Origin of the sequence: Saccharicrinis fermentans DSM 9555 = JCM 21142 (assembly GCF_000517085.1) — a bacterium.
GTDB classification, from domain to species: Bacteria; Bacteroidota; Bacteroidia; order Bacteroidales; family Marinilabiliaceae; genus Saccharicrinis; species Saccharicrinis fermentans.
The window spans coordinates 3340849-3359689 of the sequence record NZ_KI912107.1 but is presented as its reverse complement, the minus strand read 5'-3'; the positions used below and the strand labels follow the sequence as shown (position 1 = coordinate 3359689).

The 18841-nt window shown below is 39.9% G+C and carries 12 protein-coding genes; 6 read left to right on the top strand and 6 right to left on the bottom strand.

Going from position 1 to position 18841, the window contains the following annotated elements; translation table 11 throughout:
• Positions 1-26 precede the first annotated feature (26 nt).
• Positions 27-1019 (bottom strand): N-acetylmuramoyl-L-alanine amidase family protein, encoded by a 993-nt coding sequence (locus tag CYTFE_RS0113675; protein WP_027472241.1) that lies wholly within the window; start codon positions 1017-1019, stop codon positions 27-29.
• Between the two features lie 175 nt (positions 1020-1194).
• Between CYTFE_RS0113675 and CYTFE_RS0113670 the strand changes: the two genes are divergently transcribed.
• From CYTFE_RS0113670 to CYTFE_RS0113650, 5 genes are all read left to right on the top strand, one after another.
• Positions 1195-1860, top strand: a complete 666-nt coding sequence (locus CYTFE_RS0113670) for a metal-dependent transcriptional regulator (protein ID WP_027472240.1) — start codon at positions 1195-1197, stop codon at positions 1858-1860.
• A gap of 52 nt (positions 1861-1912) precedes the next feature.
• The gene (gene zupT, locus CYTFE_RS0113665; protein WP_027472239.1) at positions 1913-2731 is read left to right on the top strand and encodes a zinc transporter ZupT; all 819 of its coding nucleotides are present in this window, start codon (positions 1913-1915) and stop codon (positions 2729-2731) included.
• Between the two features lie 42 nt (positions 2732-2773).
• Positions 2774-5116 carry a TonB-dependent receptor gene (locus CYTFE_RS0113660; protein ID WP_027472238.1) on the top strand — a complete coding sequence of 781 codons (2343 nt, stop codon included), beginning with the start codon at positions 2774-2776 and terminating at the stop codon, positions 5114-5116.
• A gap of 67 nt (positions 5117-5183) precedes the next feature.
• Complete coding sequence (locus CYTFE_RS0113655; RefSeq protein ID WP_027472237.1) at positions 5184-6554, top strand: dipeptidase; 1371 nt, start codon at positions 5184-5186, stop codon at positions 6552-6554.
• A 387-nt stretch (positions 6555-6941) separates the two neighbouring features.
• The gene (locus tag CYTFE_RS0113650; RefSeq protein WP_027472236.1) at positions 6942-9131 is read left to right on the top strand and encodes a glutamine synthetase III family protein; all 2190 of its coding nucleotides are present in this window, start codon (positions 6942-6944) and stop codon (positions 9129-9131) included.
• Between the two features lie 90 nt (positions 9132-9221).
• Here the strand turns inward: CYTFE_RS0113650 and CYTFE_RS0113645 are convergent, their stop codons facing one another.
• The 5 genes from CYTFE_RS0113645 to CYTFE_RS0113625 all read right to left on the bottom strand — a co-directional run bounded on the left by CYTFE_RS0113645 (position 9222) and on the right by CYTFE_RS0113625 (position 17725).
• The gene (locus tag CYTFE_RS0113645) at positions 9222-10343 is read right to left on the bottom strand and encodes a DEAD/DEAH box helicase (RefSeq protein WP_027472235.1); all 1122 of its coding nucleotides are present in this window, start codon (positions 10341-10343) and stop codon (positions 9222-9224) included.
• A 12-nt stretch (positions 10344-10355) separates the two neighbouring features.
• Positions 10356-11906, bottom strand: a complete 1551-nt coding sequence (rlmD, locus tag CYTFE_RS0113640; RefSeq protein ID WP_235208193.1) for a 23S rRNA (uracil(1939)-C(5))-methyltransferase RlmD — start codon at positions 11904-11906, stop codon at positions 10356-10358.
• 20 nt (positions 11907-11926) lie between these two features.
• Positions 11927-12121 (bottom strand): hypothetical protein, encoded by a 195-nt coding sequence (locus CYTFE_RS0113635; protein ID WP_027472233.1) that lies wholly within the window; start codon positions 12119-12121, stop codon positions 11927-11929.
• A gap of 33 nt (positions 12122-12154) precedes the next feature.
• A complete protein-coding gene (locus tag CYTFE_RS0113630) occupies positions 12155-16831 on the bottom strand; it encodes an Ig-like domain-containing protein (protein WP_027472232.1) in 4677 nt (1558 codons plus the stop codon).
• 177 nt (positions 16832-17008) lie between these two features.
• A complete protein-coding gene (locus CYTFE_RS0113625; protein ID WP_027472231.1) occupies positions 17009-17725 on the bottom strand; it encodes a class I SAM-dependent methyltransferase in 717 nt (238 codons plus the stop codon).
• A 227-nt stretch (positions 17726-17952) separates the two neighbouring features.
• On the opposite strand from CYTFE_RS0113625, the gene CYTFE_RS0113620 reads away from it, so the two are divergent.
• Positions 17953-18801, top strand: coding sequence for a tRNA-dihydrouridine synthase family protein (locus tag CYTFE_RS0113620; RefSeq protein WP_044262808.1), 849 nt, complete (start codon positions 17953-17955; stop codon positions 18799-18801).
• Positions 18802-18841: the final 40 nt, after the last annotated feature.

Here is an 18841-nt window from a genome sequence, read left to right as displayed (position 1 = left end):
TCATGTTATATATGGGTGTATATCACTTAATTTAATTTTTTTTGTTTCTGGGTGTTAAAATCATTCAGTAAACCTTCATACATCCAGTTGGCCAAGGCTTGTCTATTGTTCTGGATGATAAAACGTTGTTGGTCTCGATAATTTCGTATGTTGCCCAATTCTACAAATACGGCCGTAGGATAGGTTTTTCGTAAGAGGTATAGATTGCGACTGTTCACTATACCAGAGTATCCGCGAGAGGGTTGATGTTCCTTGTATTTCTTGTCAAATACCTGAAGGATAGATTGGGCTGCTGCTTTGCCGGATTTACTTTTGGGGGCATGATAAAAAAATACGTCAATTTCTTTTCCTCTGCTCCTTGAGTCCACATGGATAACCACGCATCTTTGGTAGCTGCCCTTGAATTGAAGGTAGAGCTTGTTAACCGCATCTGTACGTTGTTGTAGTCGGTCTATCTGCTTTAAAGGAATGGCTTGACCCATGCATGTTTCGTCTTTGTCTGACTCGAGATAGGAGTGGTCACGAATGCCGTCGTTTTTGTCTTCGATGATCATGTGAACCGTAGCGCCGTTTTCTTGTAGTTTCTTTGCGAGCCGTAATGTTATATCGTAAGCGTATTCATCTTCTGATAAGGTTTTGTTGCCATATTTTCCCAATGCACCCGGGTCAGGCCCTCCGTGTCCGCTTACCAAATGGAATACAGCTCCTTTAAGTGTGTTAGACTCTAGTTCGAAATGCGCTCTTTCTTTGCCGTATAAAGGTTCATGAAGGATGGTGCTTGTTTCGGGTATTAAATATTTTACACCCATCAATAGGCTGTTGTTTTTGCCTAGATTGCTTTGGTTTAATTTTAAAAATTGTGCCCTTAATTCATCAGAATGGAGGCCATTGCGTTTAAAAAAAGCATGCAATCCTTCCCCGTTTTTGGGGGTGGAGAATGTTATGTTGGTCGCTTCTTGTGCCTGAACCTGAAGAAACGTTGATGTGATTAGTAATAGCAATAATCTTTTTATCATCATTCATCTGTTGCGGTAAAAGATATTTCCTGTTGTGCAAAAATAATTCTTTTATTCGTTTATAAAAGCTTGTTTTCAGTGACTTTTGGATTCTATCTGAATTTTATTTAGAATTATTCTAAAAAAACTTGTAAGATAAGTTAAGTGTGCTTAACTTTGTTTTAAAGTTAACTGAGATATGAATTCAACTTCGGTAGAGAATTTTTTGAAAAGTATTTTTACTTTACGGCATGATGAAGGCGAAAAGTCGTCTACAACAAACATGGCGATGCGATTGGGTATTTCGGGGCCGGCAGTAACCGATATGGCCAAGAAGTTGTCGGTAAAAGGTCTTGTTGTTTATGCTCCATACAAGGAGCTGGAATTAACGCCTGCAGGATTAAGTTTGGCGGTGAAGGTGATTCGTCGGCATCGGCTATGGGAAATGTTTTTATACCGGGTTTTAAAAATGGATTTGGGGGAAGTGCACCGGGAGGCTGAAATATTAGAGCATCAAACCTCAGATAGCTTGCTGGAGAAGATTGATGATTATCTGGGTAGACCTAAGTTTGACCCGCATGGGGATCCTATCCCAGGGGTAGATGGGTTTATACAGAAGCACCAAGGGGCGTTTAAATTAAATGAATGTGTAGAAGGGAAACGGTATCGTATTGTTCGGTTGATTTATGGAGAAAGTGAAGTACAGCAGTTGTTTAAGCATTATCAGGTAGAGACAGGAAAGGGATTTGAAGTTATTAAATTGTTTTCTCTGGATGGATCAATGGAAGTGGAAATGGAGGGACGTAGGGTGCTTTTGTCAGCTGTTATTCAAAAGAGAGTCTATTGTATTTCTGTTAATGGTTAAAGAGAGTAATATCATTGTATTGGAAGATTGGTAAATATTATTGGAGAATAAAATGGAGAATGTAGAGTTTCAACACATTTTGATGGCTTTTGGCCTAACGCTTTTTGCGGGGTTGGCTACTGGAATTGGTAGTGCCATGGCATTTTTTGCCAAAAGAACTAATACGAAATTTTTATCGCTTTCGCTGGGGTTTTCAGCAGGGGTTATGATTTATGTTTCTTTTGTTGAGATATTTTTTAAGGCTAAGGATAGTTTGACGGAAGCTTATGGTGTTGTATCCGGAACGTGGGCAACGGTGCTTTCTTTTTTGGGGGGTATTGCATTGATAGCATTGATTGATAGATTTATTCCTTCGGCAGAGAATCCGCATGAGGTGGAAAAGATTGAGGATATGACCGAAGAGAAACGGAAAAAGAGTACGCACTTAATGCGGATGGGACTCTTTACTGCTTTGGCTATTGCTATTCATAACTTTCCTGAAGGATTAGCGACATTTACGGCAGCATTAACAGATCCGAACTTAGGCGTTGCTATTGCTGTTGCTATTGCTATTCATAATATTCCGGAAGGAATTGCTGTTTCGGTACCCGTATACTATGCTACAGGAAGCAGACGTAAGGCCTTTCGCCTGAGCTTTCTTTCTGGTTTGGCTGAACCAGTGGGTGCCTTGGTAGGTTACCTTATCTTGATGCCTTTTTTATCGCCAACTTTGTTTGGGATTATTTTTGCCGGAGTGGCTGGTATTATGGTATTTATTAGTTTGGATGAGCTTTTGCCGGCTGCGCAAAAATATGGCGAACACCACTTGTCTATCTATGGTTTAATAGCGGGAATGGCGGTGATGGCGATTAGTTTGTTGTTGTTTTTGTAGTCTTTAAACCTTGGAATTGAAAAGTACATTTAATTAGAGTATATGAAAAAACAAATAGTAGTGTTGCTGGGATTGCTTTGTGTATTGAAAGGTTATGGCCAACATACTGATGCTAATATATTTGGAGATGTTAAAAGTAATGGTGAACATCTCCCTTATGTGAGCGTATATGTTAAGGGAAGTAATAAAGGAACGGCTACTGATTTGTCGGGACATTATATGTTGATTGATCTGAAACCGGGGAGGCATGTTGTTGTTGCGAATAGTGTGGGTTATAAACCTGTTGAAAAGGAGGTTGTAGTGAACGAAGCGCAGAGTGTTGAGGTTAATTTTGTGTTGGAAGAACAAATAATGGCCATTGATGATGTGGTGATTACCGGAACTAAAACTTTTAAGCGAAAGACTGACTCGCCCGTTATTGTTAATGTGATGGAAGGGAAAATGTTGGAATTGGTACAGGCCAGTACTTTGTCGGAAGGATTGGTGTTTCAGCCAGGAATAAGAATGGAGACAGATTGCCAGACTTGTAATTATACGCAATTGCGAATGAATGGACTTGGAGGTGGTTATTCTCAAATATTAATTAATAGCAGGCCGGTATTTAGTCCGCTGACAGGACTGTATGGTTTGGAGCAGATACCTGCAAATATGATTGAGCGAATTGAGGTGGTGCGAGGGGGAGCTTCTGCTTTGTATGGTGCCGGTGCTATTGGGGGAACTGTAAATGTGATTACTCGTTTGCCTGATAGGGATGGGTATGCTGTAAATGCAAATGTGGCAAGTGTGAATGGTAAGTCAAATGATTTTATGGTGAATGCAAATGTGAGTGCAGTCTCTGATAGAAGGAACTCAGGTTTGACTCTCTTTGCTTCGCATCGAAAAAGAGAGTCATATGATCATAATGGAGATGGCTATAGTGAAATGGCTCAGCTTAAAAATAATTCTTTTGGTGTGAATACTTACCTTTTGCCTGCCCCTAATCATAAAATAGAATTGAATTTTTCTTCTATGTATGAATATCGTTACGGAGGAAATAAAGAGGAGGAGCCTGCTTTTTTGGCTGATCAAAGTGAAGAGCGTGTGCATCATGTGCTGATGGGTGGATTGGATTATAGTGTTAGCTTTAATGAAAATCTATCTTCGTTTGGGGCTTTTTTGGCTATGCAACGTACCGATAGAGATCATTATACGGGAATACTACCCGATATGGAAGAGGTGAATAGTGAGGGTGAAAACCTTTATGAAAAGCATTTGGTAGCACCTCCTTATGGTGTGACGGATAATCAGACATATGTGGGAGGTGTTCAGTTAAACCATATGTTGTTGAATTTTGTTTCGGGGCGTAATAATTTAACAATGGGAATGGAATATAACTATGATATGGTGGATGATGAAATTAGTGCTTATCAGTATGTTGTTGATCAAAAAACCAGAAACTTTGGTGCTTTTTTGCAGAGCGATTGGGCAATTAATAGGAAGTTGACCTTATTGGCTGGGATTCGATCCGATAAGCATAATATGGTAGACAATGTGATAGTGAGTCCTCGCTTTTCTTTGTTGTACAAATATTCGAATTGGCAGTTTAGAACTAGTTGGTCGACCGGTTTTAGGGCACCCCAAGCTTTCGATGCAGATTTGCATATTGCATTTGCTGGTGGAGGTATACAGAAGGTTCAGTTGGCTTCCGATTTAAAAGAAGAACATTCTGAGAGTTGGAGTGCATCTGTTAACTATGACTATCCAAATGAGCATTTTATTTTTGGCTTTACTGCCGAAGGTTTTTATACAGAATTAAAAGATGCATTTGTTTTGGAAGAAATAGGTGATGGGGCATCGGTAAATTCTATACTGGAAAAACGAAATGGTGGTGGGTCTGTTGTGAAAGGGGCGACAATTGAGGTACGAGGAAATTATAATCGAAGGGTGCAGTTGGAGGCGGGTTTGACTGTGCAGAACAGCAGATATGATCGGGCGATCATGTGGTCGGAAGAATTGCCGGGAAGTAAGAAGTATCTGCGAACGCCCGAAGAATATGGGTATTTTACCATTGCCTATACTGCTGTATCTGGCTTTAAGGTTGCTTTGTCTGGTGTTTATACAGGAGAAATGTTGGTGCCTCACTTTGGATTAGCGGAAGATTCGGGGACGCCGGAAAAAGATGTTTTGAAGAATTCATCTTCTTTTTGGGACAATAATGTAAAGTTATCTTATCTATTTAGTTGGCTTGAGAAAGGAATTGGTTTGGAAGTGTCAGGGGGTGTTCAGAATGTTTTGAATGCTTACCAGGATGATTTTGACACAGGTAAATATAGGGATAGTGGATATATTTATGGGCCTTCGCGTCCGAGGACCGTTTTTCTTGGATTGAAGCTTTTAAGTTTGTAGGGCTGATATATTTCATAATATGTTATGGGGTACTTTTGTATCTTGTGTTTTTTTAAATAATTTGAATATGGAAGGATTAAAAGGTTATATAAGTGAAAATAAAAAGCGTTTCTTGTCGGAGCTGTTTGAATTGCTTCGGATACCATCGATCAGTAGTATAGAATCGCATAAGGGAGATATGTATAAGGCCGCAGAAATGTGGAAGAAGATTTTGTTAGATGGGGGTGTGGATCGTGCAGAAATATATGAAACCGCTGGTAATCCAATTACCTATGGTGAAAAGATAATAGATGATAAATTACCGACTGTTATGGTCTATGGTCATATGGATGTGATGCCGGTAGATCCAATTGATCTTTGGGATACAGATCCTTTTGAACCAGTTGTGAAAGATGGAAATATCTACGGACGGGGTGCTGATGACGATAAGGGGCAGAGTTTTATGCATGCCAAGGCTTTTGAATTTATGGTGAAGACAAAACAGTTGCCTTGTAATGTGAAATTTTTGATTGAAGGTGAAGAGGAGGTTGGGTCGGTTCATTTGCCTGCGTTCTGCAAGGAGCATAAGGATATGTTGAAGGCGGATGTGATATTGGTATCGGATACCTCTATGATTGCTCCGGGTATACCTTCAATTACGACAGGACTTCGCGGCCTGGCCTATTGGGAAGTGGAAGTTACCGGTCCTAATAGAGATTTGCACTCCGGTTTGTTTGGAGGGGCGGTAGCTAATCCAATTAATGTGTTGGCACAAATGATTGCCCAGATGACCGATGAAAATGGTAAAATTACGATCCCTGGATTTTATGACGATGTAGTAGAGGTTAGCTTAGAAGAACGAAATAGGATGGCGCAAGCTCCTTTTGATGTAGATACATATAAAGAGGCGTTGGGTATTCGTGAGTTGGATGGAGAGGTTGGATATTCTACCAGTGAGCGAACAGGTATTCGTCCTTCGTTTGATGTTTGTGGTATTTGGGGAGGTTATACGGGTGAAGGTGCAAAAACTGTTCTGCCATCAAAAGCATTTGCTAAGATTTCTTCTCGTTTGGTGCCTAATCAGGATCATCGTAAAATAGCTGAGATGTTTAAAAATCACTTTGAAGCTATTGCGCCTGCAAGTGTTCAGGTGGAAGTGAGAAGCTTGCATGGTGGACAGGGATATGTATGTCCTATTGATATGCCAGAATATCAGGCTGCCGAACAGGCTTATGAAAAAGTGTTTAGTCGCAAGCCTGTGCCTGTTCGTAGTGGTGGCTCTATTCCAATTATTTCTACTTTTGAAGATATTCTGGGTGTTAAGTCTATATTGATGGGTTTTGGTCTGGAGTCGGATGCAATTCATTCTCCCAATGAAAATTATCCTTTGGAGCAGTTTTTTACAGGAATTGAGGCCATTCCTTATTTTTACGAAAGATATGTGGCTTTGAAAAAATAGTTGTCGTATTGCCTTATTGTATATGTGAATGCCGATTTGTTTAATCGGCATTTGTGATTTCTGGGTGTGTAAGCCTGGGCCTTGGGGTGGGTGTGAAAGTGAAATGTTTTAAATTGGTGTATGGGTGCTTTTAAATTGTAAGTAAAAATACCATATGTGCTTTCAGTTTCTGATTAGTGTTGGGGTCTTTGAATTTGTAATTGAATATTAATTCCGAAAAAACATTGATTTTTTGTAAAAAATATACTGTAGATGCCTAAAAAAAGGGGTTTTTGTTGTTTGAAAGTTAATTTTGATGAAAAAAATCATATTTTTTAAAGGTTTTAATTTAGAATTGTATATTTTTGTTCAGCTAACTCGAAAGAATAATAAATTATTAATAAAATTATGGCTACATTAAGATTTCATGCATTAAGTGAGTTGCTTTCCAGAGCACCGAAACAGGTAAAGTTACCTTCGAATAAGGTAACGGATTATTATGCCGATATGGTATTTAATACGGATTCGATGCGAAAGTATCTTTCTAAAGATTCATTTGCAGCAGTAAAAGCTGCCAATGCAAAAGGAGGAACAATCGATCGTAAAATGGCCGACGGTATTGCTTCTGGTATGAAAGCATGGGCGATTGAAAAGGGTGCTACTCACTATACGCACTGGTTTCAACCATTGACCGATGGAACAGCAGAAAAACATGATGGTTTTATCGATTATGGTGATGATGGTAGTATCATCGAGAATTTCTCTGGTAAATTATTGGCTCAGCAAGAGCCAGATGCTTCTTCTTTTCCATCTGGAGGTATTCGTCAAACTTTTGAAGCACGTGGTTATACTGCCTGGGATACATCTTCTCCTGCTTTTATTGTTGGAACTACACTGTGTATTCCTACTGTATTTATTTCGTATACAGGCGAGGCCTTGGATTATAAAACACCTTTATTGAAGGCCTTAGCGGCAGTTGATGAGGCTGCCACTGCTGTTTGTCAGTATTTTGATAAGAATGTGACCAAGGTTCATACCAATATGGGTTGGGAGCAAGAGTACTTCTTGATTGATGAGGCTCTTTATCAGGCTCGTCCTGACCTTGTTTTAACCGGTCGCACTCTAATGGGGCATTCGTCTTCAAAGGATCAGCAACTGGATGACCATTACTTTGGTTCTATTCCAGAACGTGTGGGAAGTTTTATGGTGGATTTGGAATTAGAGGCACATAAATTAGGTATGCCTATTAAAACGCGTCATAATGAGGTGGCTCCTTCTCAGTTTGAGGTGGCACCTATTTATGAAGAGGCTAACTTGGGTAATGATCATAACCAAATTATGATGGACTTGATGAAACGTGTTTCGCGTCGTCATAAATTTCGTGTGTTATTTCATGAAAAACCATTTGCTGGAATCAATGGGTCAGGTAAGCATAATAACTGGTCTTTGGGTACTGATACGGGCGTTGTTTTATATGCACCGGGAAAAAACCCAAAAACGAATCTGCAGTTCTTAACATTTGTGGTGAACACCTTGATGGCTGTATATAAAAATCAGGATTTATTACGTGCTTCTATTCTTACAGCTTCCAATAGTCACCGTTTAGGTGCAAATGAGGCTCCTCCGGCTATTATCTCGGCTTTCTTAGGAACGGAAGTTTCAGCTATGTTGGATAAGATTGTGGCCGAAGTGCCTGATCATAAGATGACACCTGATGAAAAAACAGCACTTAAATTAGGTATTGGCCGTATTCCTGAAATTATTTTAGATAACACCGACCGTAACCGTACTTCTCCGTTTGCTTTTACTGGTAACCGTTTTGAGTTCCGTGCAGTAGGATCTTCAGCTAATGCTGCTGTGTCTACTACCGTATTAAGTGCTGCAGTGGCTACTCAATTGAGAGAGTTTAAAGCAGAAGTGGATGGACTCATCGAAACGGGTGTTAAGAAGGATGAAGCGATCTTTCAGGTGTTAAAAAGACTTATTCTTGCCTGTGAACCTATTCGTTTTAATGGTGATGGGTATTCTGAGGACTGGAAAGTGGAGGCTGCCAAACGTGGTTTGACCAATATTACTAGTGTACCGGAATCGTTGAGCAAATACTTGGAAGAGCCATCTAAAAAAGTGCTGGTTGAAGGAGGTATTATGGGCGAGAAAGAGTTGGAAGCTCGTGTGGAGGTTGAGTTGGAGAAATTTGTGTACAAGATTCAAATAGAATCGCGTGTGCTCGCTGATTTAGCCATTAATCACATTGTTCCTACAGCTATTAAATACCAAACCAAGTTGATTCAAAACGTTCAAGGTTTGAAAGAATTATTTCCTGAAGAGGAATACGAAACCTTGGCGGGTAGTCGATTGGAACTAATCAAAGAGATTTCTCTTCGTACTGCTGCTATTAAGTCTAAGCGAAAAGAAATGATTCAAGCTCGTAAGGATTGTAATGTAATGGATGATGGATTTGATAAAGCTTATGCTTACGATCAGAAAGTGCGTCCTTACTTGGATGATATTCGTTATCATATTGATAAGTTAGAGTTGATCGTTGACGATGAAATGTGGCCCTTGCCAAAATATCGTGAGTTATTATTTAACTGCTAGTATTGGTCAACTAGATATAAAAAGAGGGGTTCGGCATTGTCGAACCCCTCTTTTCTATTTGGCAGCAATGTTGTCTGCGTTGTATTTTTACTATTTGCTTCTTCTAATCTGTTTAAAACTAATGCCCAGTGTTTTTTCAAACCATCTGATTTGTTTGATTTCGCTAGAGGTAATCAATGCCAGTGAAATACCCTTATTACCGGCACGGGCTGTTCTTCCGCTTCGGTGTGTATAGTATTCATCTTTGTCAGGCAGTTGGTAATGAACAACAAAGGATAATCCTGCAATATCAATTCCGCGTGCTGCCAGGTCGGTTGCGATTAATATGCGTAGGGATTCGTTTTTGAAGGCTCGCATTACCTTATCTCGTTCTACTTGTTTTAAGTCGCCTTGTATGGCATCTGTGGCAATGTTTTTGGCTATAAGCTGTTTGGCAAGTGTTTGGGCTGCAGATTTTGTTTTGCAGAAAACAACGCCTCTGGAATGTGGATCGGCATTTAACATTTGCAGTAGTACATGCAATTTTTCTCCCTCTTCGCATACCAAGAACTGGTGATCGATATTTTTATTGACCTGTCGCTTTTTGTTGACTTCTATTTTGACAGCTTTGCCAGAAAGGTGGCGTTTGACCATTTTCTTGATGCCATCGGGCATCGTGGCAGAAAAAAGCCATTTGTTCTCTACGGAAGGAAGCATGGTTAGAATCTCGTCTAGTTCCTTCTTGAAACCCATGCTGAGCATTTCATCAGCTTCGTCAAGGATGACGGTCTTTACTTTGCGAAGATCCACAGCCTTGCGTTTTACCAAGTCGATGAGTCTGCCTGGAGTGGCTACCACAATGTGGGTGGGTCGACGTAAGGCACTTATTTGGGGTTCTATCTGGGCACCACCAAAAACTGCCTCGGTAAATATCTTGTCGGAATATTTGGTGAATTTAAATAGTTGTTTGGCAATCTGTTGCCCTAATTCCCTGGTGGGACATAGGATTAAGCCTTGTATCTCTTTTCTTTTTGCGTCTACCCGATGTAATAAGGGCAAGCCAAAGGCTGCCGTTTTACCTGTGCCTGTTTGTGCTTGGGCAATCAAATCGGTATTGTTTTGCAGCAACAAGGGGATTACTTGCGCCTGTATGTTCGTAGGTGTAACAATGTTCATTTCGTTAATAGCCTTAACGAATGGTTTCTTAATACCTAGTTGTTCAAAATTTTCCATGGTTATTCCGTGCTATTTGAGTTCTAAAAGTACTACGTTTTCAACATGATGGGTATGTGGAAACATATCAACAGGTTGTATTTTTAATACTTTATATTTTTGATCTAAAATTTGTAGGTCTCTGGCTTGTGTAGCCGAATTACAACTTACATAAACAATGCGTGGGGCATTGGTTTTAAGAATGGTGTGTACCACATCTTCGTGCATGCCCGCTCTTGGTGGGTCTGCGATGATAACATCAGGGGCGCCATTTTCTTCTATAAAAATGGGGTTTAATACATCCTTCATGTCTCCGGCATAAAAGATGGTATTGTCTATTTGGTTATTATTGGAGTTGATTACGGCATCTTCAATGGCTTCGGGAACGTATTCAATACCAACTACTTTCTTTGCTTTGGAGGCTACGAAATTAGCGATGGTACCGGTTCCTGTATATAGGTCGTATACTACCTCGTTGCCTGTAAGTCCGGCAAAGTCTCGGGTTACTTTATATAGTTCATAGGCTTGTTCTGAATTGGTTTGATAGAACGATTTGGGGCCAATTCTAAATCGAAGGCCTTCCATCTTTTCTTCGATATATTCACGTCCGCTATAGCAAAGTACTTCTTGGTCACCAATGGTATCGTTGGCTTTTTCATTAATCACATATAGCAGAGAGGTGATCTGTGGAAATGTCTCTTTCAGATGATTTAGCAGTCCTTCTCTCTTTTGGCTGTCTTCGTGATAAAAAACAACAATAACCATTACTTCTCCGGTTGTGGAGGTTCGGATGATCAAGGTGCGCAGGAAGCCTTCTTGATTGCGAATATCAAAAAATGTGAGCTCATTGTCCAGTGCATATTTTTTTATGGCCAAACGGATGCTGTTGGAAGGCTCATCTTGTAAGTAGCATTTTTTTATGTCAATTACCTTATCGAACATGCGCGGTATATGAAAGCCTAAGCCGTAGCGTTCAGTGGACTCTTGTGCAATATCCATCTCATGTTCTTCTACCCATCTTTTATTGGAAAAGGTGTATTCTAGTTTGTTGCGGTAATAACGGTCTTTTTGAGAAGCTATAATAGGCATGACCTCGGGGAGATCTATTTTGCCAATTCGTTGCAGATTGTTGGCTACCTCACGTTGCTTGTATTTTAATTGTTCGGTGTAGGGGAGGGCTTGCCATTTGCATCCACCACATGTGCCAAAATGCGAACAGAAGGGTTCTACCCTAATGTCTGATAATTTATGATATTGGGTAACATATCCTTCATAAAAACTTTTTCTTTTTTTATTTACCTGTACATCTACGATGTCACCGGGTACAGCATTCTGTACAAATAAAATTTTATCTTCAATTTTGGCCAAGGCTTTTCCTTCGGCAGCCACATCAATTATTTCAACTTGTTCAAACAGAGGTTTCCTCTTTCTGGATCTTCCCACAATATTTATCTTTATACATGCATTAAAATAACCAGGCTTTATGGTTGTAAATCCTTGGTTGTTATTTTTTTGTGATAGTATGCTGGTATACGATACATATACCATTCTATCAGGCAGCAAAGATAAAAAAAAGACCATCATTAATGGATGGTCTTTGTATTTTATTCCCCAAAGGGATTTTCGTCAAAACTATTGGGTTGAGGGCTATCCTCTGCCGGGCTTGCTGCCTCAGAATCTAGTGGAAAAGGCGGACCGTCGGGATCCGTATAGGTCATCATAACCAAGGAAATCTCGTGATCTATGGAATGAGCAGTGACAGTGGGTTTATTATATGTTTTCTTATTAATTGTTTTCATTGTTGCAAAAATAATTGAAAGAATTAAAACTCACTAATTAATGACTACTTTTTTTGATGTAACAAAGCCATCGCCTATTACTTTAACAATAAATATCCCTTTTTGACCATTCATCTCAATGTGGTTTAACGATTGTGGATTTAATCGATCCATGTCAATTAACTTTCCATCGATGTTGTATAGTGTGTATTCGGGATTTTTGATATTGTCTACTTTAATATATAGGGTGCTTTCTATACTATATATATTGATTGATTTATCATCTGTTGCGGGTGTGTCAACATCAGTGCTGACATCGCCTATTAGTTGAATGCTGAAACGGTCATCGGAGCTTGTTGCTTCCGAAGTGAATTCATAGGAGCCTTCCGAATTAAGATCGATAACTGTATTTTCAAGATGGTCGGTTAATAATACTTGCAAGCCATCTTCCATTTTGGTCATGTTATTTATTCGAATGGTAAAAGTACCCGACGAGCGCGTCTTATAACCCAGAGGAATGACCATGTTATTGATTAGTTCCGGGTAGGAGTTAATTGCTAATTTTTTGTCTTCAACAATCGAATACAACTCGATGGCATCTGGGCTAAATCCAAAGAAGCGAGGTGTATCGTAGTCGTCATAAAACTCGGAGGCATTGGGCGTAAAGCCAATGGCCTTTTCACATTGAACCCCATTGTGGATTCCAGCCAGTTTAATGTGTGGAATGGCTTCGTTAGCGCTGCTTCCTGATTTTAAATAGGAAGTTTCATTGTGAGCCAAGTAGGTTTCATTTACAGAAAGGGTACCAGTAACGGTTTCCCCTTCACTCCAGTTGGCTTGAATCCAAAAGGCATGTCCACTAGGGATGAGGGAAGCATCACCTTCTAAATCGGTATCTATTCCAGTGCTTACATCATGGTTGGCATAGATACCATCTTTGTATATCCAGAATTTATCTTTGATATTAAATTTATCTTCTGAAGCGATCAAATCCCAATCAATAGATGCTGTGTAAGGGTTTCCTGCTAAAGTAAAACCTGAATTTTTCGGAGTCCCCTTTGCGTCGATAGAAAAGGAACCTCTGTTAAGTGCTCCGTTGTATAATAAGTCATTGGAGCTTTTAAGAATATATCCACTCATGGGATTTAAACTGGCATCTGTAGTTTGAGAGTCCCAATTTCCTGTTTGGTTATTCCAGGAATATATGGCACCGTCTGCACCTATGCTTGCATGCGTGGCACCCTGTACGGGAGGACTGACAAATTCATACTGGCTGGCATCTGTGATATTTTGTTGGATGTTGATTTTAGAGCTGCTTACTGATAGCGTTCCATCAATAATGAGTGAACCGCTGCCGGAGGCATCGCTGATGATGGTTAGTTCGTCACTTAAGGTAACTGTTGTGCCCGATGCTATGGTAACCTTAGCTAATGGTTCAATGATTAAATGGGGTATGTTAGCATCATCACTGATGATCATTAAAGGTTCATTGGCTGCCACTAAAACACCAGCTCCATACGTATAGCCTATTTCATAGTTGGCTGAGTTGGAGAAGTCATTATCACCTGCGTTGCCGTTCCAAATATTGAACTTGGCAGTCGTAAAGGTGATGGAGCTGCTCGCTATTTGCTCATTGCCTGAATAGTCTTCCACAGGATCGATGGTAATTGTATATTCTGTTTCTGAGCTTAAGTATGGATAGGGATATATTAAAATTCCATCATTGCTAGCATTGATGGTAGCTGTAAATGTGGCTGCCGGACTGAAAGTAATGATGCTCTCCAGATCAGTATTACTGATTGGGGTGTTGTCCAGTTTTCTGACAGATTCGTTAAAGCTTATCTCCAATGGTGCACCAATTGATACGTTTGTGTCATCATTTTGCGGATCAACAAAGGTGGTTGTAGGAGGTGTTGTGTCTTCTGTGGTAAAGGTTGTGTTTGAAGTGCTCCGTAAATTTCCATCTGCATCTTGCAAATCGGATAGTTCTATGTTATATAGTTGTAGTTCTTTTAAATTATCCGTGGGGTCAATGGTGATAACATAATTGATTTCGTCATAACTTATAGTGGCAGCAACCGGCGTTCCTCCTGAGTTGGATTCGGTAAAACTAATAATGGAAGATATGTTGCTGTTTGTGATTAATTCGTCTGTGGTGTTATAAATAGCTTCTGTAAATGTGATCGTGATGGTCTTGTCCAGGGCAATATCCACTGATGCATTCACCGGATCAAATATTGCAGAGGGAGGCGTAACATCAGCAGTAGAGAACAGAATCGCTGTAGGTGATGTTGTCTCAATGTAGTTGCTGTTGTTGTCACAGCTTACGATATAGGCGATGTAACTGGTTTCGGAGGTGTAACTATTGGTTACTACCTGTTCCAGGTCGTTGGCTGTTAATCCCCTGTTGCCAGAAGAGCTTACTGGTGCGTCATCTGCATCGCTCCCACTCAGAACCTGCGCAATGGAAGGAGCGGTGGCGCCTTCAGGTAGAATGACCCAATAGGTTCTTCCATCCTCATTGGTCTGAACCTCAAGAGTTGCTGTTATCCCCGTAATATTTGTTATCTGAGGGGTAGATGCAGTGTAAAAAGGGGCAGTGGTATCCAATTGAGTAAAGGCTAGCTGAGAAATAGCTGAATAGTGGCCAAAGGTATCTTCCACCACTATATAAACCCAATAATCGGTTTCTGAAGTTAATGTGGATATGTCCAGGTTGGCAACAAATTCGGTGTCGGATGAAATAGCTGCGTTTGCGGTGATAAGGGCGGCATCTCCCAATTCATCCAAACCGGATTTTATTTGTGCTTCGGTAGGTACTGTACTGCTGGCTGTTACCACTAGGTAATAACTACCGCTGCCATCTGCCTGACCATATATATCCATGTCTGTTTTGGTCTGGTTTTGAATGTTCGGATAGGTTTCAGACCATGCCGTTTGAAGCGTGGTAAACGTCATAGATTCCACTGTTGAAAATAGATCGGTGCTTGTTTCTACTACCACATAAATCCAATATTGTGTTTCGGTCGCTAAGGCCGAAATGTCAATGGAAGGACTGAAGGTTTCGGCGGTGTTAACCGCTGCTGTACCTGATAAAAGGGCTAGGGCATCATTTTCGTCATTCCCTAGTTTTAATTGTGCTGCAGATGGGGCTGTGTTACTTTGGGTAACAATATAGTAGTAGGTTCCGGATCGGTCTACTTGCCCGTTGAAAACTACATTTTCTCTACTTGGACTATCTATACTAGGGAAACCTGAGTTCCATTGTGCACCTCTGGTTTCTGTGGTGAATGTCCAGTCGGTAGGATCCTCTAACCCATAAAATTCTGCTTCGGTAGATGCTGACTCCAAGAATCCATCGTCGATGATCACATAGTAAGATGTGTTCTCTTCAAAATCCGTTAGGTGACTGATTGTTAATGTGGCATTGCTGATTGATACCTGACCACTGGATATACCATAGGAAATAAATTCAGAGTCGTCACTTGCGCGTAATATGTATACCCTGGCTGAAGAACCTGAAATAAATTGTATGTTCTGATTAAAAGTTATTTGCAGACTTTGGTTAATGGCTACATTTGTGCTGTTTTGGGTAGGTAAATAAGCTGTAACCTCAGGGGCAGCATAGGGTGTGGTAAATGCAATGGCCGTAGGTGTACTTGTTTCAATAGGATTTGAATTGGCATCCTGAGAAACAATATAAACCACATAATCGGTATTTTCGCTTAATCCGGATACCGGATAGGAGCTTACAATATCATCAAATAACGGTCCGTTGCCTGAAAGTGTGACAAATACATCACTGGCATCCGTTCCGCTAATTACTTGATTGGTACTAGGCGTTGTTTCACCAGGTGGTAATATAACATAGTAAAACTGACCTTCTTCACTGGTTTGAATATTTAAAAAAATAGAAGCTTCGTCAAGTATTTGTACACTTGGATAAGAAGCTATGTAGCTAGGTGCTTCTGTATCAAGGGTTGTGAAAGAGAATGATTCAATGCTGGAATAGCTAGAGCCGTCATTTGCAACAGTGTGCACATAGTAAAGTGTTTCTGAAGAAAGGGATGAGATGTCCAATGTTCCCGAGAATAATACATCCGCATCTGTTGCGCCTGATATGTAGGGAACTGTGGTGTCTGTTTCATCTGTCCCAGCCACTATTTGTGCCTCACTGGGTACGGTAGGACTGGAGGTAACCACCGCATAAAAAGTACCCGATTTATCCACAGTACCTGAAACAGTCAAGTCTGTCTTGCTTAAGCCATTGTTGTAAGCAACCGTCGTCCATTGTGGAGCGGCAGAAATTGTAGAAAAGTCATATTCAGTTGGTGACGTATCTTCAATTCCCGATCCCGCGGTATAGCTGCCGTCTGTGGTAACGCAATAGAGGGTATAGTTCGTATTTCCTACTAAGTTAGTAACTTCAGATGTTTTATCTGCATTTGCACTTCCCCTTCCAGAAACCGCAATTTCACCATAAGTACCTTCTGTTAAGGTTCCTCCCTTGCCATTGTAAGCCCAGTCTATAACCTCTTGTATGGTGGGTGTTGGTTCTGTTGCCTCTAAAATAATAAAATTAGTATAGTAACCTGTTAAGGTTATGTTAGTAACCACTGTGGCGGTAGTTTCGTCTATACCTGTAACTGTTGGATATCCTTCATTGTATGCTTGTCCGTGAGCAAGCGTACCTAAAAAAAGAATAAAAAATAATGAAAATAACTTTTTCATTTTACTAATATTTTAAAACCACCTTTATAAAATAAAAGTGGAGGTGGTTGGTTTAACAATTAATGGGTTGTTGGATAAATGTGTGTGCTAAATAATTAGCAAGGTTAAAAGTACATTTATTTTTTATTATTAAAACAAATACTTTGCGAAGTCAGTATATGTTTTGAGTAAATCATATTATTCAATGGTGAGTCTAGCGAGGTAATCATAGTGTAGACCATCGGCTATCTTTTCCATTTTAAAACCATTTTTCTCTGCATAGAATTTTAGCAGTTCGTCATCAATAAAAAGCCATTTAAATGATTTTCCTTTTATGTCTTTATAATGCATTTTATAGGTAATTTCTCCGTAATAGGATCCGTTTAAGTTGATCAAGATACTGCCGTCATCGTCTTCAAATAAATACCTGATGTCCGAACTGTCTATTAGTAGACTGCCGTTTGGTGCCAGTAGCGCTTTTATTTTGGTAAAAAAGGTTTTTAACTTGGCTGTTTCCTGTGCTATTCCGATGCCATTCATTAGCATTAATATGGTATCGTATTTTTCTGTCTCGGGAAGCTCAAAAAAATCTTGTTCTATGATGTTCTTTACACCGCGTTGGTGCATCACCGAACAGGCTGTGTGGCTTATTTCATTGGCAAAAACTTCTTTATTACTTTGTTGAAGGTATAAGGCGTGACTGCCTGCGCCTGCGCCTACATCGAGAATTTTTCCTTGACTTAGGGTTAGTGCCTTTTTTTCCAGATCAGGCATTTCGTTGAATGATCTAAAAAGGTACTCTACTGGAAGTACATCGTCTTCTGCTATATTAGATTCAACTGTTATTTCAGCATTTTTTGCACCGCTAATAAAGTCTAGGCAAGCGTTTCCTAATGGATCAGTAATTATGTTCAAAGCATTTGTTTTTTTGGTACCATATAATTTCTACAAAAATACAAAATCAAATTTGTTATTACGTTGTAATGTAATATTTTGTAACTTTGTGGTTCAAAATCCGCTATCTGGGAAATAGACTAATTCTTTTTAGGCAGTTTTTGCGGATCTGCTTTTTTCTTTTTATGTTCTTGAATTCTTCTATTTATTTGGCTCCATTACAAAGTTTTACAACAGTGCCTTATTGTATGGCCTTCGCAAAAGTGGTGGGTGGGGTTGATAAATATTTTACGCCTTTTTATAGAGCAGATAGGGCGGGTAATTTTTCCTTGGAGAAATATTTATTGAGTCGACCACATCTTAATATTGTTCCGCAAGTTTTAAGCAATCGTGCTGGGGAGTTAGTGCTCTTTACTCATCTGATGTTAGAGCGTGGATTTGATGAGGTAAATCTTAATTTGGGGTGTCCGTTTCCTATGGTGGTGAAGCGTAGATTAGGCGCCGGTTTGTTGCCTTACCCCAAGGATGTAGATCAAATGTTGTCGCTTTTTTTTCAGAAGAAAATACCCGTTCGCTTGTCTGTTAAACTTAGGTTGGGCTTGCATGATGTCAATGAGGTAACTGCAGTACTCGATGTATTAAAGCAATATCCTTTAGCGGAAGTTATTATGCATCCTCGATTGGGAGTGCAGAGATACAAGGGAAATCCGGATTGGGATGCCTTTGCTCAATTGAGTAAAGATTATCATTTAGTGGCTAATGGTGATATTATTACAGCGAGGGGATTGGAGGCTATGCAGCAACGTTTTACTGATGTGCAGGCATGGATGATAGGTAGGGGGCTGTTGATGAATCCTTGTATGCTCAAGGTTGACTTGGATTGGAAAGACTGTGTAAATAAACTTCATGATCTGTTTTTGGATTATTTAAGGGAATTTGGTTTCTCGGAGCCTCAGATACTTAACCAACTGAAGTGTTTCTGGGAGTATCCTTCGAAATTTCGTGAAGGAGGTTCCCGGGTTTTTCGTAAGATGAAAAAAGTAGGGCATTTTGATGATTATCAGGTGCTGAAAAATAGACTTTTAGACTTGGAATAGAATCGATATTCACCTACGGCTGTTATGATAGGTACATAAT